The sequence below is a fragment of the Actinomadura rugatobispora genome (assembly GCF_042656285.1).
Taxonomy (GTDB): Bacteria; Actinomycetota; Actinomycetes; order Streptosporangiales; family Streptosporangiaceae; genus Spirillospora; species Spirillospora rugatobispora.
Map to the genome: position 1 here is coordinate 1 of NZ_JBHSON010000051.1, position 17,918 is coordinate 17,918.

17 protein-coding genes are annotated in these 17,918 nt (G+C 73.8%); 14 read left to right on the forward strand and 3 right to left on the reverse strand.

Annotated features, from left to right (window positions below):
* Positions 1-445 precede the first annotated feature (445 nt).
* Complete coding sequence (locus tag ACFPZN_RS31610) at positions 446-865, forward strand: prolyl oligopeptidase family serine peptidase (protein ID WP_378285999.1); 420 nt, start codon at positions 446-448, stop codon at positions 863-865.
* A gap of 383 nt (positions 866-1,248) precedes the next feature.
* On the opposite strand, the gene ACFPZN_RS31615 is transcribed toward ACFPZN_RS31610, so the two are convergent.
* Positions 1,249-2,277 carry a PHP domain-containing protein gene (locus tag ACFPZN_RS31615; protein ID WP_378285930.1) on the reverse strand — a complete coding sequence of 343 codons (1,029 nt, stop codon included), beginning with the start codon at positions 2,275-2,277 and terminating at the stop codon, positions 1,249-1,251.
* An 83-nt stretch (positions 2,278-2,360) separates the two neighbouring features.
* On the opposite strand from ACFPZN_RS31615, the gene ACFPZN_RS31620 reads away from it, so the two are divergent.
* The 10 genes from ACFPZN_RS31620 to ACFPZN_RS31665 all read left to right on the forward strand — a co-directional run bounded on the left by ACFPZN_RS31620 (position 2,361) and on the right by ACFPZN_RS31665 (position 12,817).
* The gene (locus tag ACFPZN_RS31620) at positions 2,361-3,701 is read left to right on the forward strand and encodes a sensor histidine kinase (protein ID WP_378285931.1); all 1,341 of its coding nucleotides are present in this window, start codon (positions 2,361-2,363) and stop codon (positions 3,699-3,701) included.
* The gene (locus tag ACFPZN_RS31625) at positions 3,698-4,381 is read left to right on the forward strand and encodes a response regulator (protein ID WP_378285932.1); all 684 of its coding nucleotides are present in this window, start codon (positions 3,698-3,700) and stop codon (positions 4,379-4,381) included. Before ACFPZN_RS31620 ends, ACFPZN_RS31625 begins: the two co-directional genes overlap by 4 nt.
* A 141-nt stretch (positions 4,382-4,522) precedes the next feature.
* Positions 4,523-5,521, forward strand: a complete 999-nt coding sequence (locus tag ACFPZN_RS31630; RefSeq protein ID WP_378285933.1) for an alpha/beta hydrolase — start codon at positions 4,523-4,525, stop codon at positions 5,519-5,521.
* Positions 5,505-6,659, forward strand: a complete 1,155-nt coding sequence (locus ACFPZN_RS31635; RefSeq protein ID WP_378285934.1) for an acyltransferase family protein — start codon at positions 5,505-5,507, stop codon at positions 6,657-6,659. Before ACFPZN_RS31630 ends, ACFPZN_RS31635 begins: the two co-directional genes overlap by 17 nt.
* Positions 6,660-6,810: 151 nt before the next feature.
* Positions 6,811-7,785, forward strand: a complete 975-nt coding sequence (locus tag ACFPZN_RS31640) for an alpha/beta hydrolase (RefSeq protein ID WP_378285935.1) — start codon at positions 6,811-6,813, stop codon at positions 7,783-7,785.
* Between the two features lie 112 nt (positions 7,786-7,897).
* On the forward strand, positions 7,898-9,079 hold the full coding sequence (locus ACFPZN_RS31645; RefSeq protein ID WP_378285936.1) for a PucR family transcriptional regulator: 1,182 nt from the start codon (positions 7,898-7,900) through the stop codon (positions 9,077-9,079).
* Between the two features lie 122 nt (positions 9,080-9,201).
* Positions 9,202-10,137, forward strand: coding sequence for an ACP S-malonyltransferase (locus ACFPZN_RS31650; RefSeq protein WP_378285937.1), 936 nt, complete (start codon positions 9,202-9,204; stop codon positions 10,135-10,137).
* Positions 10,134-11,096 (forward strand): beta-ketoacyl-ACP synthase III, encoded by a 963-nt coding sequence (locus tag ACFPZN_RS31655; RefSeq protein WP_378285938.1) that lies wholly within the window; start codon positions 10,134-10,136, stop codon positions 11,094-11,096. The genes ACFPZN_RS31650 and ACFPZN_RS31655 overlap by 4 nt, the downstream gene beginning before the upstream one ends.
* Positions 11,097-11,166: 70 nt before the next feature.
* Positions 11,167-11,415, forward strand: a complete 249-nt coding sequence (locus ACFPZN_RS31660; RefSeq protein WP_378285939.1) for an acyl carrier protein — start codon at positions 11,167-11,169, stop codon at positions 11,413-11,415.
* Between the two features lie 106 nt (positions 11,416-11,521).
* Positions 11,522-12,817, forward strand: coding sequence for a beta-ketoacyl-[acyl-carrier-protein] synthase family protein (locus ACFPZN_RS31665; RefSeq protein ID WP_378285940.1), 1,296 nt, complete (start codon positions 11,522-11,524; stop codon positions 12,815-12,817).
* A gap of 293 nt (positions 12,818-13,110) precedes the next feature.
* Here the strand turns inward: ACFPZN_RS31665 and ACFPZN_RS31670 are convergent, their stop codons facing one another.
* A complete protein-coding gene (locus ACFPZN_RS31670) occupies positions 13,111-13,605 on the reverse strand; it encodes a DUF3145 domain-containing protein (RefSeq protein ID WP_378285941.1) in 495 nt (164 codons plus the stop codon).
* A 407-nt stretch (positions 13,606-14,012) separates the two neighbouring features.
* Positions 14,013-15,458 (reverse strand): apolipoprotein N-acyltransferase, encoded by a 1,446-nt coding sequence (gene lnt / locus ACFPZN_RS31675; protein WP_378285942.1) that lies wholly within the window; start codon positions 15,456-15,458, stop codon positions 14,013-14,015.
* 214 nt (positions 15,459-15,672) lie between these two features.
* On the opposite strand from lnt, the gene ACFPZN_RS31680 reads away from it, so the two are divergent.
* Genes ACFPZN_RS31680 through ACFPZN_RS31690 form a run of 3 tightly spaced genes read left to right on the forward strand, consistent with a single transcriptional unit; the run spans position 15,673 to position 17,881 of the window.
* Entirely contained in the window at positions 15,673-16,857 is a 1,185-nt protein-coding gene (locus tag ACFPZN_RS31680) for a S8 family peptidase (RefSeq protein ID WP_378285943.1), read from the forward strand.
* Positions 16,842-17,432 carry an RNA polymerase sigma factor gene (locus ACFPZN_RS31685; RefSeq protein ID WP_378285944.1) on the forward strand — a complete coding sequence of 197 codons (591 nt, stop codon included), beginning with the start codon at positions 16,842-16,844 and terminating at the stop codon, positions 17,430-17,432. The genes ACFPZN_RS31680 and ACFPZN_RS31685 overlap by 16 nt, the downstream gene beginning before the upstream one ends.
* Complete coding sequence (locus ACFPZN_RS31690) at positions 17,429-17,881, forward strand: hypothetical protein (RefSeq protein ID WP_378285945.1); 453 nt, start codon at positions 17,429-17,431, stop codon at positions 17,879-17,881. Before ACFPZN_RS31685 ends, ACFPZN_RS31690 begins: the two co-directional genes overlap by 4 nt.
* Positions 17,882-17,918 lie beyond the last annotated feature (37 nt).

The window sequence follows — 17,918 nt, forward strand, 5'->3', positions numbered from 1 at the left end:
AACTGTTCGCCTGTGAGGTCGGTTAAGTGAACATGCGGGCAATCCAAGTGATCCGGCTTGACGGTTTGTGCTGGTCCCTGTACTTTCAGTAGCGCAATCTGGGACGCCGGGTTCGATGTCAGCATGCGGGGCCCCCTTTCCACCGGAGTGATGGCCTGGGGCCTCCCCGTCGCCTCTGGTCGAGCCCACATGGCCAGATTGCGCAGGGAACCGGCCTCCCGGGAACGGACCACGCACAGGATGCGTGTCGCCGCCCCGGGTCGAGTACGCCGGGGACCAGTGCGTCCAAGACCGTTCGGGGCGCGCGGCTGAGCAACTCATGCACAGTCCATAGGAACGGTACGCCTTCGCCTCCACCGACAAGGGCAACAGCGGCGCGGAGTTCTTCCGCGACGGGCGCCGCCCCGGCGACGCCATCGCGGAGTGGAACCGCAGGACCACCCAGCTGACCGTCGCCGCCAAGGCCGCCGTCGCGCAGCGCTACGGCCGCGTCCCGCGGCGGACGTACGCGGCGGGCATCTCCAACGGCGGCTACCTCGTCCGCTGGCAGCTGGAGAATCGGCCCGACCTCTATGACGGCGGCATCGACTCCGAAGGCACCCTGTGGCGCGCGGACGGGCCGAACCTGCTCACCTATCTCCCGCCGGTGCTGCGCGCGTACCCGTCGTACGCCGCCACCGGAGACCCCAAGGCCCACAAGGCGATCCTGCGCGCGGGTTACACGGCGGGGGCGTCCCCACCGGCATGGGGACGCCGCCCACACAGGGCCCGCCGAGAGTGGCACCCGCACACGTGGCCGCCGTCGCGCACCGCCTTCACGGCCCTTCCCAGGCGGACAGGCACCGTTCCTAAGGACTGTGCATAAGTTGCTCAGCCGCGCGCCCCGAACGGTCTTGGACGCGCTGGTCCCCGGCGTACTCGGCCCCGGGGCGGCGACACGCATCCCGTGCGTGGTCCGTTCCCGGGAGGCCGGCTCCCTACGCGACCTGGCCAGGTGGGCTCGACCGGAGGCGACGGGGAGGCCCCAGACCATCACTCCGGTGGAAAGGGGGCCCCGCACGCCGACATCGAACCCGGCGTCCCAGATCGCGCTACTCAAAGTACAGAGACGAACACAAACCGTCAAGCCGGATCGCTTGATCACCCGCATGTTCACTCAACCGACCTCACAGGCGAACACTTCGCACCCCCGCCCGGCGACCGGAGACCTCGCCAACACCTGCACCCTGGCGCGGTGACCGGCGAACCTCAGCGGGAGTCGGTCGTCCAGGCCAGCAGCGCGTCGACGCTCAACGTGTTGACGACGCGGTCGGCCGGCACCCCGCAGCGCGCGGCGCGCTCGCACCCGTAGGGCTGCCAGTCCAGTTGTCCGGGCGCGTGCGCGTCGGAGTCGATCGAGAAGTCGCAGCCCGCCTCCAGGGCCAGCCGCAGCAGCCGCTTGGGCGGGTCGAGCCGCTCGGGACGGGAGTTGATCTCGACGGCGACCCCGTAAGCCGCGCAGGCGTCGAAGACCAGGTCCGCGTCGAACTCCGACTCCGGGCGCAGCCCGCCGCGCCTGCCGCCCGCTTTGACGATGCGGCCCGTGCAGTGCCCCAGCACGTTCACGCGCGGGTTCGCGACGGCCGCGACCATCCGCCGCGTCATCGCGACCTTCTCCATGCGCAGCTTGGAGTGCACGCTGGCCACCACCACGTCGAGGCGGTCGAGCAGACCGGGGTCCTGGTCGAGTGAACCGTCCTCCAGGATGTCGACCTCGATCCCGGTGAGGATCCGGAACGGCGCCAGCTCCTCGTTCAGCTCCGCGACCGCGTCGAGCTGGCGCCGCAGCCGGTCGGCGGACAGGCCGTTGGCGACCGTCAGGCGCGGCGAGTGGTCGGTCAGCGCGACGTAGTCGTGGCCGAGGCCGCGCGCCGCCTCCGCCATCTCCCGGATCGGCGAGCCGCCGTCCGACCAGTCGCTGTGGGTGTGCAGGTCGCCCTTCAGCGCGGTCCGCAGCGCCGCTGCCGACGCGTCCAGGGGCTCGCCCTCGGTGGCCTCCAGCCGCCGCAGGTACACCGGGACCTCGCCGCGCAGCGCCTCCTCGACCACCAGGGCGGTGACCTTCCCGATCCCGTCCAGCGCGGTCAGCGTGCCCTCTCGGGCCCGCTCCTCCGGCTCGCCGGACGGCAGGCCCGCCACGACGTCGGCCGCCTTGCGGAAGGCCCGCACGCGGTAGGTCGGCTCGTGCGCGCGCTCCAGCAGGAACGCGATCCGGCGCAGCGCCTCAACGGGGTCCACCCACAGACCGTACCCAGGTACTACAAGGCCATGGCACCGTGGTCGCATTCGGGACGTCCCCCGGGGCCTCTAGCCTGAGCGGCATGACCAGCGAGAACGGCGACGGCGCCGCGGCCACGTTCCGGCTCCTGACCCGGCCGGCGGCCTGGCCCGTCGCGGCCCTGGTGACCGGCAGGGCCGATCCCCCGCCGGCCGGGCGGCCGTGGCCCTCCTGGCTCGGCTGGACGCGGCGCTTCGGCGCCCAGCGCGTCCCGTACGACCTCGCGCTCCAGGTCACCGACCTGATCATCGCGGTGGCCGTGATGTTCGGGACCTACTCGCTGCTGCAGTCGCAGGCCGCGAAGACCGAGCCGTACACCCCGCACTGGTACCTGATGGTGTGCTCGATCGCGCTGGCCGCGCCCGCGGCGCTGCGGCAGCGGCACCCGCTGGGGGCGTTCCGGCTGTCGGCGTTCGCGCTCGTGCTCACCGCGCTGCACGGCTGGATGCTGGACAGTCCCAAGGACATGCCGTACGTGCCCGGCGGGGTCTTCGTCATGATCCTGTGCCTGTACTCGGTGGCGGTGCGCTGCCCGCGCGGGGTCACGGCCGGCGCGGGGCTGGTGCTGTTCGTCGGCGGGTTCTTCATCGACGAGAGATCCTCGTTCGGTGCCGCGGCGCTGGCGCTGGTGCCGCTGCTGACCGGCTACCTGGTGCGGCAGCGCCATCTCGCCAGCCGCGAGCTGGCCGAACGCGACCAGGCGGCCCAGCGCGAGCTGGCCGAGCAGGAGCGCCGGCACCGCGACACCGAGGCCGTGCTGAAGGAGCGGCAGCGGATCGCCCGCGAGCTGCACGACGTGGTCGCCCACCACATGTCGATGATCGCGATCCAGGCGGAGGCCGCGCCGTACACCGTCCCCGAGGTGCCCGACAAGATCCGCTCCGATCTCGCCGAGATCCGGGCGACCGCGCTGGACGCGCTCACCGAGATGCGCCGGATCCTCGGCGTGCTGCGTTCGGAGGAGGGTGTGGAGACGGCCCCGCAGCCCGGCCTGGAACGGCTCGACTCGCTGCTCGCCGGCACCCACGGCAGCGGGCTGTCGATCCACACGAAGGTGGTCGGCGAGCTGGAGCGGGTGCCGCAGGGCGTCGGCATCACCGCGTACCGCATCCTGCAGGAGGCGCTGAGCAACGCGATGCGGCACGCTCCCGGATCGCGCGTGGACGTCGAGCTCATCCAGAAGGAGGGCATACTCCTCCTCAGCGTCATCAACGGCCCGCCCGCCACCTCGGAGCCGTCCGCGCTGTCGGCGCCGGGCAGCGGGCACGGGCTGCTGGGGATGCGCGAACGCGCCGCGATGCTGGGCGGCGGCCTGACCGCCAACCCCACCCCCGAAGGAGGATTCGCCGTGACCGCCACGCTCCCCCTGGGACGGGAGGCATGACGATCAGGGTCGTGATCGTCGACGACCAGGGCATGGTCCGCACCGGTTTCGGGGTGCTCCTGAACGCCCAGCCCGACATCGAGGTGGTCGGCGAGGCCGTGAACGGCGAGGAGGGCCTGCGGGTCATCGCCGAGTTGGAGCCCGACGTGGTCCTGATGGACGTGCGGATGCCGGTCATGGACGGCCTGGAGGCGACCCGCCGGCTGCTCGACGGCGCGTCCGGCGACGGCGACGGCGGGCGCGCGGGGCCGAAGGTGCTGATGCTGACCACCTTCGACCTCGACGACTACGTGTACGAGGCGCTGCGCGCGGGCGCCAGCGGGTTCCTCCTCAAGGACGCCTCCGCGGGCGAGCTGTCGGACGCGGTGCGGATCATCGCCGCCGGGGACGCGCTGCTGTCCCCCTCCATCACCCGCCGCCTGATCGCCGAGTTCTCCCGCCTGGGCGCGCCGCGCGCCCCGTCCCGCAAGCGGCTGGAGGAGCTGACCGAACGGGAGACCGAGGTGCTGGTCCTGGTGGCCCGCGGCCTGTCCAACGGCGAGATCGCCGCCGAGCTGGTGGTGGCGGAGCAGACCGTCAAGACCCACTTCGGGCGGATCCTGATGAAGCTCGGCCTGCGCGACCGTCCGCAGGCGATCGTCTTCGCCTACGAGGTGGGGCTGGTGACCCCCGGCGGTTAGCCGGGGACAGGTGAGGCGGTCGCCCCTGTAGTACCCCGGTCCTACGGGGGAAGACGGCTCTTCGGGTTGATCTGCGCTACAGGCGCCGATTTCTACCTTCCTGCTCAGTGAACGAACCACTGAGCAGGAAGGACGGCCCCAGTGCGCACCCTCCACCGCAGGACCGCCGCCGTGACGGCGCTGGCCGCGGTCACCACCACCGCGGCGGCCCCGGGCCGGGCCGAGCCGTACGCGGCGCCGGGCTCGCTCCCCGTGCTGTCGGGGGCGTACTCGCTGGCGGCCCGGTTCGACGCGGTCGCGCGCGACATCCTCCGGGCGCACTCGGACGCGGCCCGCGCCCAGGACCGCGACCGGCTGAAGGCGCTGTCGGGGTTCCTGGCACCGGGACGCCGCTTCCTGTCGTTCGACGCGCGCGGCCACGGCCGGGCGGTCGAGGCGGTCGGCGACCTGGCGCGGGCGGACCGCGTCGCGGTCGTCGTCCCCGGCGCCGACGGCCTGCTCACCAACTTCGACTCCTGGAAGTGGGCCGGGGGCGGCGCGCGGTCGCTCCACCGGCAGGCCGCGGCGGCCGCGCCCGGGACGCGGCTGGCGGTCGTGGCCTGGCTCGGGTACGACTCGCCGTCCACGCGCAGCCCCGCCGTCCTCACCGACGGCCGCGCGGCCGACGGGGCGCGGGAGCTGACCCGTTTCGTCGGCGAGCTGCACCGCGTCAACGGCCGCGCCGAGGTGGCGCTGCTGTGCCACAGCTACGGGTCGGTGGTGTGCGGCAAGGCCGCGCCGCGCCTGGCCCGGCAGCGGCTGCCGGTGGACGAGGTCGCGCTGTACGGCAGCCCCGGTGTCGCCGCCGCGAGCGCCGCCGCCCTGTGTTGCGCCGGCCTGGCGTCCGGCGCCCGGATCTGGGCGGGACGGTCGAGCGGCGACTGGACGCGGTTCGTCCCGAAAGTTCGGATCGCCGGGATCGGTCTCGGCCATGACCCGGCCGCGCCGTCGTTCGGCGCGCTCCGCTTCGACGCCGGCTCCGGCCCGCACAGCGCCTACCTGCGGCCCGGCTCCCGCTCGCTGCGCAACCTCACATCCATCGCGCTCGGCCGTGACCCGGGGGCGCACGACACGGAGGCCACCCATGCTCGAAACGCGTAAGCCCCCCTCAGGAACCGGGCCGCGCCCCGGGCCGGTCGCCCGCATCAACGCCGCTACGCCGCCGGGCCGCGACCGGGCCGTGGACGCGCTGCGCGCCTTCGCGATCCTGGGCGTCGTGCTCGGCCACTGGCTGGTCACGGCGTTCGTCGCGGCCGGAGACGGCACCGAGCTGCGGGTGACGAGCCCGCTGTCGGCGATGCCCGCGTTCACGCCGATCTCGTGGGTGCTGCAGACGCTCGCGGTGTTCTTCCTGGTCGGCGGCTACACGGCGGGCAAGGGGTACCGGCCGGGCGAGCCGTGGGCGCCGTGGGCACGGCGGCGGACGGCGCGGCTGCTGCGGCCCGTCCCGGTGCTGCTGCTCGCGTGGGTCCCCGCGACCGCCGGGCTGCTGTGGGCCGGGTTCACCGGCGACACCGCGCGGGTGCTGGTGAAGCTGGTGCTGAGCCCGCTGTGGTTCCTGCTCGTGTACGGGGCGCTGACCGCGCTCGCGCCGCTCATCGTGACCGCGTACCGGCGCGCCGGGGTGTGGGGCGCCGCCGTCCCGGTCGCCGCCACCGCCGCGATCGACGTGGCCCGGTTCGGGCTGGACGGTCCCGCGTGGCTGGGCTGGGGCACGCTGCTGACGGGCTGGCTGGTGCCGTTCTACCTGGGGGTCGCCTGGGCGGACGGGGCGCTCGGCTCGCGCCGCGCCGCCGCGTCGCTGCTGGCCGGGGGCGCCGCCGCGACGGCCGCGCTGATCCTGTTCGCGGGCTACCCGGCGAGCATGGTCGGCGTCCCCGGCGCCGAGGTGTCCAACCTCAACCCGCCCACGCTCGCCGCCGTCGCGTTCGGGCTCGCGCAGACCGGGCTGGCGCTGCTCGTCCGGGACCGGCTGGAGGGCTGGATGCGGCGGCCCCGCGCCTGGGCGGCGGTCGCGGTGGCCAACCTGTCGGCGATGACGGTGTTCCTCTGGCACCAGACCGCGATGATGTCGGTCACGGTCGGCGCGTTCCTGCTCGCCGGCGCGCTGCCCGGCCTGCACTCCAGGCCGGACCACTCCGGGTGGGCGTTCGGCCGGCTGTGCTGGCTGCCGGCGTTCGCCGCCGCGCTGGCCGTGCTGTGGGCGGCGGCGCGCCGGTTCGAACGCCCCCGGCGGTGATCCGGGGGCCCCAACACGCAGACGGTCATCGGGTGCACCGACCATCACCGGGCATCCGGTAGAAAGGCGGACCATGCCGCCGCCACGCACACCCTCACCGCGCGCCCGACGGCTGCGACGGGCCCTTGCCTGCGCCGCGACCATCTCCGGGGTGCTGCTGACGACCGCCGGGACCGGCCACGCCGACCCCTACGCGGCGCCCGCGCCCGCCCCGTCCCTCAGCTCCGCCACCCTGGCCGCCCGGTACACCGCCGAACGGCGGTCCATCGCAACGGCGCTGGACACCGCGCGGGAGGTCGGCGACCAGGAGCGGGCCCGGGCGCTCGACGGCTTCCTCGACCCCGGCCGCCGGTTCCTGTTCTTCGATCCGCGCGGCCGCGGACGCGCCATCGAGGTGGTCGGCGACCTGGCCCGCGCCCGGCGGGTCGCGCTGATCGTCCCGGGCGCCGACACGACCCTCAGCGCGTTCGACCGCCGCTCCGGCAAGCCCTGGTCGACCCCGGGCGGCGGCGCGCGCGCCCTCTACGACCAGGCCCGCAGGCTCGACCCGCGCGTTCCGGCCGCCGGCGCGGCGGGGACGGCGGCCGGGCTGGCGGTGGTCGCCTGGCTCGGGTACGCGGCGCCGCGCACCTTCAGCAGCGACGTGCTCACCGACGAGCGGGCCGACCAGGGCGGGCACGAGCTGCGCACCTTCCTCGGCGGCCTGCACAGGGTCAACCCGGGCGCGCAGGTGAGCCTGCTGTGCCACAGCTACGGCTCGGTGGTCTGCGGCCGCGCCGCGCTCGAAGGCCGCGGGCCGGGCGGCGCGGCCTGGCGTACCGTCACCGACATCGCGCTGTACGGCAGCCCCGGCACGACGGCCTGGTCGGCCTCCCGCCTGGGCGGCACCGCCCGGGTGTGGGCCGCGCGCGGCGCCTCCGACTGGATGGAGGACGTCCCGCACGTGCGCATCTTCGGGCTCGGCCTCGGCCCCGACCCGGTCGCGCCGCGGTTCGGCGCGCGGGTCTTCGACGCCGGTTCCGGCGGTCACAGCGACTACCTCGAACCCGGGTCCGCGTCCCTGCGCAACCTCGCCGACATCGCCCTCGGACGGCCGTCGAACGTGACAAGGGTCTCCTCCGCCTGACCTTCCGGACCGTCCGGAAGCGGCCAGAGCAGCGCTCCCACCAGGGCCCCCGCGACGGGCCGCTCGGCCGCGCCGGGCCCGTTCATCGCCGCGATGGTGGCACTCTGGGGGTGTGGACACCGCGAGCGAGGCCGCAATCCGGGAGCAGACGAGCGAACGCCTGGAAAAGGCGATGGGCACGTTCGGAACCGCGGCACTGGCCCGCATGGAGGAGCAGCTGCCCTGGTTCCGGCGGATGCCGCCCGACCAGCGGTCCTGGATCGGCCTGGTCGCCCAGGCCGGCATCGCCGCGTTCGTGGAGTGGTTCAAGAGCGCCGAGCGGACCCGTCCCGCGCTCGCCGGCGAGGTGTTCGGCACCGCCCCGCGCGAGCTGCTGCGCTCCATGAAACTGCAGCACACCATCGACATGATCCGCGTCATCATCGACGTGGTGGAGACCCGGCTGGACGAGCTGGCCGGGCCCGGCGGCGAGGCCCAGCTGCGCGAGGCGATCCTGCGCTACACCCGCGACGTGGCGTTCGGCGCCGCCCAGGTGTACGCCCGCGCCGCCGAGACCCGCGCCGCCTGGGACGCCCGGCTGGAGGCCCTGGTCGTCAACGCGGTGCTGCGCGGCGAGGTCGACGACGGCATGCACTCCTGGGCCGCGGCGCTCGGCTGGACGTCCAAGCCGGTCACCGTGGTCGCCGGGTACACCCCCGAGGACGAGGAGCCCGAGGTCACCATCGACCAGATGCAGCTGGCCGCCCGCCGCGCCCGGGTCGACGTGCTCGCGGGCGTCCAGGGCCGCCGCGTGGTGGTGATCGTCGGCGGGGCCGCCGACCCGCTGGAGGCCGCCCGGCCCATCGCCGCCAAGTGCGGGCCCGGCCCGGTCGTCATCGGCCCGCAGGTCGACGACCTGTACGAGTCCACCGGCTCCGCGCGCGCCGCGATGGCCGGGCTGCGCGCCGCCGCCGGATGGCCGGACGCGCCCCGTCCCGTCCTGGCCGCCGAACTCCTCCCGGAACGCGCGCTGGACGGCGACGACGCCGCCCGCCGCCACCTGGTCGATGAGGTCTACAACCCGATGCTGGCCGCGGGCGCCCCGCTGCTGGACACCCTCACCACCTACCTGGAGCAGGGGTCGTCGCTGGAGGCGACGGCGCGGCTGCTGTTCGTCCACCCCAACACGGTCCGCTACCGGCTCCGGCGCGTCGCCGAGCTGACGGGCCTGGCGCCCACGGACGGACGCAACGCGTTCACTCTCCGGATAGCCTTGGTCCTCGGCCGCTTCACCGACCGCTCGCCGCAGTCCTGAGCAGTCACGGCACATAGGGGGTGCCGGTAGGGGGTGCTTGTAGGGGTCGTACAAAGCCCTCCGACCAAACTTCGTGCCGATCGGCATCGAGCCTGGACCGCGTACCCGGCAGGCTTGAGCGCGTGATTCTCCTCGCATCGCCCGGCCAGGGCGCCCAGACCCCCGGATTCCTGCAGCCGTGGCTCGAGGTCCCCGGAGTCGCCGACCGCCTGGCGTGGTGGTCCGCGGTCACCGGTCTGGACCTGGTCCGCTACGGGACCACCGCCGACGCCGAGGAGATCCGCGACACCGCCGTGGCCCAGCCCCTGCTGGTCGCCGCGGCGCTGGCCGCCTACGAGGCGCTGTACGGCGACGCTCCCGACGCGGGGCCGGGAGCCGTCGCCGGGCACAGCGTCGGGGAACTGGCCGCCGCCGCCATCGCCGGAGTGCTGTCCCCGGAGTCGGCGCTGGTCCTGGTCCGGGAGCGCGGCCGGGCGATGGCCGAGGCCGCCGCCGTCACCGAGACCGGCATGACCGCGGTCCTCGGCGGCGACGCCGACGAGGTGCTGGCCGCCCTCGAGAAGCACGGCCTCACCCCCGCCAACGTCAACGCCGCCGGCCAGGTCGTCGCCGCCGGCACCACCGCGCAGCTCGCCGCGTTCGCCGAGGAACCCCCGGCCAAGGCCCGGCTCCGCAAGCTGTCGGTCGCCGGAGCGTTCCACACCGAGCACATGGCGCCCGCCGTCGGCACGCTGGGCCGGCTCGCGCCGGGCGTCGAGGTCGCCGACCCGCGCGTCACGCTGCTGCAGAACCGCGACGGCGCCGTCGTCGCCTCCGGTACCGAGTTCCTGTCCCGGCTGGTCGAGCAGGTCAGCGCCCCGGTCCGCTGGGACGCCTGCATGGCGACCATGCGCGACATCGGCGTCACCGCCCTCATCGAACTGCCGCCCGCGGGCACGCTGGTCGGCATCGCCAAACGCGAGCTGAAGGGGATCGCCACGCTGGCGCTCAAGACCCCCGACGACCTCGACAAGGCACGCGCCCTCATCTCCGAGGACGCCGAGAAGGTGGCGTCATGAAGCTGCGCGTCCCCCAGGCCGCCGCCGGCGCCCGCATCCTGGCGTTCGGCGACTACCAGCCCGCCACGGTCGTCACCAACGACGACATCGCCCAGAAGGTCGACACCGACGACGCGTGGATCCGCGCCCGCACCGGCATCGTCGAGCGCCGCATCGCCGGGCCCGAGGAGGGCATCGTCGACATGGCCGTCCAGGCCGGCGGCAAGGCCATCGCCGGCAGCGGCCTGGCCCCCGAGGACATCGACCTGGTGATCCTCGCCACCTGCTCGGCCGAGTCACCGATGCCCAGCCACGCCGGCATCGTCGCGCACCGGCTCGGCATCGGCGCGCCCGGCGCGTTCGACCTCAACGCCGCCTGCGCCGGGTTCTGCTACGCGCTGGCCGCCGCCGCCTCGGCCGTCCGCGACGGCGCCGCCCGCAACGTGCTGGTCGTCGGGGCCGAGAAGATGTCGCAATGGCTCGACTGGACCGACCGCTCCACCTGCATCATCTTCGCCGACGGCGCCGGCGCCGCGGTGGTCGCGGCCGCCGACGAGCCCGGCATCGGCCCGGTCGTGTGGGGCAGCGCCGGCGACCAGTTCGACAAGATCATCATTCCGGACCGGCACTCCTTCATCCAGCAGGAGGGCCAGGCGGTGTTCCGCTGGGCCACCAGCGCCATCGCACCGGTCGCGCTCGAGGCGTGCGAACGCGCCGGGGTCCGCCCCGACGAGCTCGCCGCCATCGTCCCGCACCAGGCCAACCTGCGCATCGTGGACGCCATCGCCCGCAAGGTGAAGGCGACCAACGCCGTCGTGGCCGACGACGTCGTCCACTCCGGCAACACCTCCGGAGCGTCCATCCCCCTGGCGCTCTCCCGGATGATCGAACGCGGCGACGTCCCGTCCGGCGCACCGGCCCTCCTGGTCGGCTTCGGCGCCGGACTGGCCTACGCTGCCCAGGTCATCCAGATCCCGTAACGCCCCCGCCGACCGGCGAGGACCGCAACCAGGGCACCTGGGACCCAACCGAAGAAGGAGAACGCACGAAATGGCAGTCAGCGAGAAGGAGATCCTGGACGGTCTCGCCGAGATCATCGATGAGATCGTCGGCATCGACAAGGCCGAGGTGACCCCGGAGAAGAACTTCATCGACGACCTCGACATCGACTCGCTGTCGATGGTGGAGATCGCCGTGGCCGCCCAGGACAAGTTCGGCGTGGAGATCCCCGACGACGAGCTGCGCAACCTGAAGACCGTCAAGGACGTCATCAACTTCGTTCAGAACCTGCAGCCGTAAGGCGGCTGGAGCGGCGCGCCGTCGCTCCCCCGCCCCCGCGCCGGGGGCGGGCCGGGCGGCGGCGCGCCGCGGTCCCGTTTCCCCAGTTCGCGAGGAGCACTCACACATGAGCACCAGCCAGACCACCGTCGTCGTCACCGGGCTGGGTGCCACGACCCCACTCGGCGGCGACTGGCCGTCGACCTGGTCCGCGTTGCTCGCCGGCAAGTCCGGGGTGCGCAGCTTGGACTGGGAGGACGTGGACCAGCTGCCGGTCCGGTTCGCCGCCACGCTCGCGGTGGAGCCGTCCGAGGTCATGCCCAAGCAGCAGCTGCGCCGGCTCGACCGCAACCAGGCGATCGCGCTGATCGCCGCCCGCGAGGCCTGGAACGACGCCGGCTTCGCCGCGCCAGCCCGCTCCCGCAAGGGCGCCGAGGACGAACCCGCCGGCGGGTTCACCGTCGACGGCGACCGGCTCGGCGTCGTGGTGTCCAGCGGCATCGGCGGCCTGCACACCGCCCTCGGCAGCTACGACGTCTACCGGGAGAAGGGCTGGACGCGGGTCACCCCGTTCACCGTCCCGATGCTGATGCCCAACGGCGCCTCCGGGCACGTGGGCATCGAGTTCGGCGCGATGGCCGGCTCGCACGCGCTGGTCAGCGCCTGCGCCTCCAGCGCCGAGGCGGTCGGCTACGCCGTCGACATGATCCGCAACGGCCGCGCCGACGTCGTGATCTGCGGCGGCACCGAGGCGTGCATCCACCCGCTGCAGATGGCCTCGTTCGGCGTGATGCGGGCGCTGTCCACCCGCAACGACGAGCCCGAGCGCGCGTCCCGCCCGTACGACAAGAACCGCGACGGGTTCGTCCTCGGCGAGGGCTCCGCCGTCATGATCCTGGAGTCGGAGGAGCACGCCCGCGCCCGCGGCGCCCAGGTGTACGGCATCGCCGCCGGCTGCGGCTACTCCGGCGACGCGCACGACATCGTCCAGCCCGAGCCCACCGGCACCGGCCAGGCCAAGGCCATGCGCCGCGCGATGGCCGACGCGGGGCTGGAGCCGTCCGACATCGCGCACATCAACGCGCACGCGACCTCCACGCCGCAGGGCGACGTCGCCGAGCTCGCCTCCATCAAGAGCGCGCTCGGCCCGGAGGCCGCCGCCAAGGTGATCGTCACGGGCACCAAGTCGATGACCGGCCACCTGCTCGGCGGCGCCGGCGCGCTGGAGTCGATCATCACGGTCATGTCGCTCAAGGAGGGCCTGGTCCCGCCCACGGCGAACCTCGAGGACCTCGACGACGAGGTCGACCTGGACATCGTCCGCGGCGAGCCGCGCAAGCTCCCGGACGGCCCGCTGGCCGCCCTCAACAACTCGTTCGGCTTCGGCGGCCACAACGTGTCGGTGGCCTTCCGCCGCGCCTGAGAAGCCACCGTTCCGCCGGAACAAGACGCAACGAGGACCCGCCCCACCAGGGCCGGGTCCTCAAGCGCGTTAAGGCCCCAAGCAAGGCTCAGGGGCCCCAAGCTCGCGACAACCCCAGCCCGTCTCCCCGGCCACGCGACGACCCCGACCGCCGCGAGCGCGTCCGAAGGCCTGCCGGGGGGAACGAGCCGAAGGCGAAGTTCCTCACGGCAGATCGCGAAGCGATGCTAGCGCTCGCCGCGCTGCCGACAAGGCCGAGCCGCCAGGCGAGACCGCAGCTCGGGAACGCAAATCTACACAGCAGCGTGCAGCCAGCGGACGGGGGCGCCGTCGCCGGCCCGCCGGAACGGCTCCAGCTCGTTGTCCCAGGGGGTGCCGAGGAGGCGTTCCAGCTCGTGCTCGAGCGTGGCCTTGCCGACCGCGGCGTTGGCCATGACGGCGCGGAGGCGGTCCTCGGGCACCATGATGTCGCCGCTCGCGCCGATGACGCCCGTGAAGACGCCCAGCGACGGCGTGAAGCTGTAGCGCACGCCGTCGCAGCCGGTGGTGGCGTCCTCGGTGACCTCGAAGCGCAGGAGCTTCCAGTTGCGCAGCGCGGAGGTGATCCCGGCGGCGGTACCGGGCTTGCCCTCCCAATGCAGCTCGGCGCGCAGGGTCCCCGGCGCGGCCGCCTGATCGGCCCACTCAAGGGAAACAGGCACGCCAAGAACACCTGCGGCGGCCCATTCGATATGCGGGCTCAGCGCAGGTGGCGCGGAGTGGACGTAAAAAACGCCACGTGCGGTCACCGGACCTCCTGGATCTGTACTGAGGCTCGTCTTCCCCTACGGCCTCGTACATCCCAGAACGGCGTCCGCGTCCCTCATTCTGCATCATTGACACCGGTCGCACCACCGCACGTCCGCTGTTTGCCGAGACCTTGACCACAGGACGTGCCCTGTCCATCACCAGGACGGTACGCCGAAACGGCTCGCGACGGGGCGCGGAAGTGAGAATCGGGATCCCCGGACATGGAGAACGGGCCGTCCGGACGCGGAAACGCGACGACCCCGCTCGCGGTCTCGCGGAAACCCCCGTCTGCGGACGCGGCGAGCGGTGGTCAGGTGGCCGTCGCGTCTCAGAAACTACGGGCGGTGCCGTCCCGGACACGAGGGACCGCGGTCCCGTCCCCGCCGGGCGCCGTGGGTGACGGCGGCTAGCGCTCCGCGTCCCCCGCCCGGCGCCGGCCGCGGGCGGAGGCGGCCGCCGCGGCGACGGCGGTGCCCGCCGAGACGGCGATGGCCAGGTGGGCGACGTAGTCGCCAAGGCGATCGTATGGTGTCCGGACTCCGGGCGCGGACGTTCTCAGGGTGACGACGGTGAATCCCCGGCGGTCGGTGTCGGCCCAGGCGAGCTTGCGCCCCTGGGCGTCGAACGCGGCGGAGACCCCGGTGAGCGCGGCCTGGACGGCCGGGCGGCCGGTCTCCGCGGCGCGCACGGCGGAGAGCGAGGCGTGCTGGGGCGGGGCCCAGCTGTCCTGGAAGGTCGACGTGGAGGACTGGTAGACGAGGAGTTGCGCGCCCTGCCGGGTGACGGCCCGTCCCAGGTCGGGGAACGTCGACTCGAAGCAGATCAGCGGCCCGATCACCACCCCGCCGGGCGAGGTGCGCATGACCACGTTCCCCGTGCCGGGCACCCTGTCCTCTCCCGCCGCCCTGCTGATGCGGGCGAGCCAGCCGAACGCGGACCGGAACGGGATGTACTCGCCGAACGGCACCAGCCGCGTCTTGACGTAGCGTTCGCGGGTGCCGTCGGGGCGCAGCAGGATCGCGCTCTTGGAGATGCGGCCCTGGGCGTCCCGGGCGTCCTCGTTCACCAGGAGCGGGGTCGTGGTGGCGAGCGCGTTGAGACGGGCGGCCACCTCGTGGTTGCTCGCGATGTCGTACCCCACGCTGCTCTCCCCCCACACGATGAGGTCGACCGGGGGGATCCGGGCGGTGATGCGCTCGCCTTCGGCCAGCCGCGCCGCGGGGCTGTGCACCACGCCCGGCTGGACGAGCGCCACCCGGAACGTGCGGTCGGCCGGGGGCGCGCTACGGACGGCGTACACCGCGGGCCCCACGGCCACCAGCGCGAGGGCGTAGGGCAGGAGCGCATAGCGATGCCGCGGAGAGAGCAGGGCGAGCGCCAGTGCCGTGTTCACCGCCACCAGGACGAGCGAGATCAGCCACACGCCCCCCAAGGCCGCCAGGCTCAGGACGGTCGGGTGGCTCCATTGGCTCGCCCCCAGCACAGCCCAGGGACCTCCCAGGCGCGGCCACGACCGTACGAACTCTATGGCGACCCATATGCAGGGGAGGACGGCCACTGCCGCGAGCGGAGGGAGCCATCGGGCCGCCGCTCCCCACCCCGCCCACATCGCGCCGAACACGAACGCGACCAGTAGGAGGCCGGGGCCGATGTTGGGGATCGTCCAGTAAAGGGCGGCGAACAGGTAGGCGCCCCCGAACCACCAGCCGCGCACCGCCGCCGCTCTGACGGTGGGGGCCGACCTCATCAGCATCAGGCCGGGCACCAGCACCACCCACGCCAGCCAGGCAAGGCCGGGCCGGGGGAAGGTGAGCACGGGCAGCGCGCCCGCCAGGAGGCACGCGGCACGCATGCGCCATCGTCCCGGGCGCCGCTGATCGACGTCGCCCGCGGACCCGGACGGCGGCGTCTCCGGCCGAGGACCGGACGGACGCTCCCGCCCGCGGGCCCCCTCACGTCCGATCACTTCTCCAGTAACGCACATTTTCCTGAACGACCGTCGCCGGGCGACATGAGCGGGCACCATGGGTCATTGAGCGATCACACTAAGTGAAGAGCGAGGATGGATGTTCGATCAGGAAGCCCGTCTGGAACGCCTGCTGGCCCGCCATTCGGACGCCGTCGTCGTCGAGCCGATGCCGGGCCGCCGCGCGCTGATCCGCCGCGACCAGCTCCTGGTCGCCGAGCGCGACGCGCCCGCCGCGCAGGAACTGGTCCGCCGCTGGCACGACTCCAGCCATGACGAGCACGGCGTGACCAGCCTGCGGCTGCGCGCCCCCGCCAAGGTCGACGTGTGCGAGCTCGTGGCGGGCCTGGGCCGCGACGGCCGGCACCGCAGGCTGAGCCTGTCCCCCAACCACCTGGTGCACGGCCAGCCCATGTGGTGGAGCGGGCCGGCCGACCTGCCCCGCCCGGCGAAGCCCCTGCCCGCGCCGCACGCCGCGGCCGCGCGCCGCGAGGTCACGGTCGCCGTGCTCGACACCGGGTTGTCGCCCCACCCCTGGTACGAGGACGCCGACTGGTTCGCCGAGCAGCGCGCCGAGGTCGCGGAGATCCTCGACTCCGATCTGGACTTCGAGCTGGACGCCCAGGCCGGACACGGCACGTTCATCGCCGGGGTGCTGCTGCGGCACGCGCCGACCGCGCGGCTGTGCGCCCACCGGGTCATCGGCGGCGACGGCGTGGGCGACGAGCTGGACATCATCCGGGCGCTGGCCCGGGTGGTGGCCCGGGGCGGGGCCGACGTGGTCAACCTCTCGATCGGCTGCCACACCTTCGACGACCGGCCGTCCCCCCTGATGGCCCGCGCCGTGGCCGCGCTCGGCCGCCGCACCGTCGTGGTGGCCTGCGCCGGGAACACCGGCGGCGACCGCCCGTTCTGGCCCGCCGCGCTCAAGCAGGTCATCGGGGTGGCGGCGCTGGGCCGCGACGGCACGGACCGCGCCTGGTTCTCCAACTACGGCTGGTGGGTGGACGCCTGCGCGCCGGGCGAGGACATCGCCAGCAGCTACGTCTACTTCGACGGACCGCGTCCGGGGATGCGCGGCGTCGACCCCGACGAGTTCCGCGGGTTCGCGACCTGGAGCGGCACGTCGTTCGCGACCCCCGCCGTGGCGGGACGGATCGCGGGGCTGGCCGCCGCGGAGGGGATCGAGGCGGCGGAGGCCGCCGACCGCGTGCTGGCCCCCTCGTCCCACCGCGCCCTGCCCGACCTGGGAGTCGTCGTGGACACCCCGTGCGAGGCGACGTGACCGTCCACGACAAACCGACGACGGCGCCGCGCGCGGAGGACGAACCGGCGGAAGACGTCGGAGCGCTGGTCGTCCGCGCGCGGGCGGGAAACGGGGCGGCCTGGACGCGGCTGGTCGAGCGCTACAGCAGGCTGCTCTGGTCGATCACGCGCTCCTACGGCCTGGGCACGGCGGACGCCGGCGACGTGGTGCAGACCACCTGGCTGCGGCTTGTCGAGCGGATCGACCAGATCCAGGAGCCCGCCGCGGTCGGACGCTGGCTGGTGGTGACCGCCCGCCGGGAGAGCCTCCGCACGGCCCGCCGCGCCTCGGCGCACCGTGAGCTGATCGCCGACGACGTGCTGGCCGCACCCGTGTACACCACCCCCGAGGAACGGGCGCTGGCGCGGGAACGGCTCGGGCAGGTCGCCGTCGCGCTGGAGGCGCTGCCGCGACGCTGCCAGGTGCTGCTGCGGCTGCTGGCGGTCGCACCGAGCTACGCGGAGCTGTCGGCGGCCCTGGAGATGCCGCTGGGGAGCATCGGCCCGACCCGTGCCCGCTGCCTCGACCGCCTGATGCGAAGGCTCGCCTCATGAGCGACGAGCTGCTGGCCCGGATACGAGCGACGTTCCAGGCGATCGATCCGGTGCCGGGCGAGGTCCTGGCCGCGGCACGATCGGCGCTGGCGTGGCGGGTGCCGGGGGCGATGCTGGCCGAGAACTCCGGAGACGCCCCGAGCGCCGCGGGGCCGGGCGTGCGGGCCGGCGGCGACGGCACCCGTTCCCTGACGTTCACCGCGCCCGGCCTGGCCATCGAGCTGGAGATCGGCGGGACGGGACGGACACGGGAGATCGTCGGCCGGGTGGCCCCGCCGGTGGCCGCCCGGGTGCGCGTCCGGCATCTGGCGCTGGTACCCGAACAGCCCACGGCCGAGGCCGACCGCGCGGGCCAGTTCGTCCTGCCCGACCTACCGGAGGGCCTGGTCAGCCTCGTCTTCCTGCTGCCGGACGACACGTCCGTAGTGACCAGCTGGATCCGCCTGTGACCACCGGACCCCAAACCAAGCAACGCGAATCCGGGGA

What these genes read in the sequence shown, in the direction of transcription:
- ACFPZN_RS31620 (WP_378285931.1), top strand. Translation starts at nt 2,361, where the DNA reads ATGACCAGCGAGAACGGCGACGGCGCCGCGGCCACGTTCCGGCTCCTG.
- ACFPZN_RS31625 (WP_378285932.1), top strand. Translation starts at nt 3,698, where the DNA reads ATGACGATCAGGGTCGTGATCGTCGACGACCAGGGCATGGTCCGCACC.
- ACFPZN_RS31635 (WP_378285934.1), top strand. Translation starts at nt 5,505, where the DNA reads ATGCTCGAAACGCGTAAGCCCCCCTCAGGAACCGGGCCGCGCCCCGGG.
- ACFPZN_RS31655 (WP_378285938.1), top strand. Translation starts at nt 10,134, where the DNA reads ATGAAGCTGCGCGTCCCCCAGGCCGCCGCCGGCGCCCGCATCCTGGCG.
- ACFPZN_RS31660 (WP_378285939.1), top strand. Translation starts at nt 11,167, where the DNA reads ATGGCAGTCAGCGAGAAGGAGATCCTGGACGGTCTCGCCGAGATCATC.
- ACFPZN_RS31665 (WP_378285940.1), top strand. Translation starts at nt 11,522, where the DNA reads ATGAGCACCAGCCAGACCACCGTCGTCGTCACCGGGCTGGGTGCCACG.
- lnt (WP_378285942.1), bottom strand. Translation starts at nt 15,458, where the DNA reads ATGCGTGCCGCGTGCCTCCTGGCGGGCGCGCTGCCCGTGCTCACCTTC.
- ACFPZN_RS31680 (WP_378285943.1), top strand. Translation starts at nt 15,673, where the DNA reads ATGTTCGATCAGGAAGCCCGTCTGGAACGCCTGCTGGCCCGCCATTCG.
- ACFPZN_RS31690 (WP_378285945.1), top strand. Translation starts at nt 17,429, where the DNA reads ATGAGCGACGAGCTGCTGGCCCGGATACGAGCGACGTTCCAGGCGATC.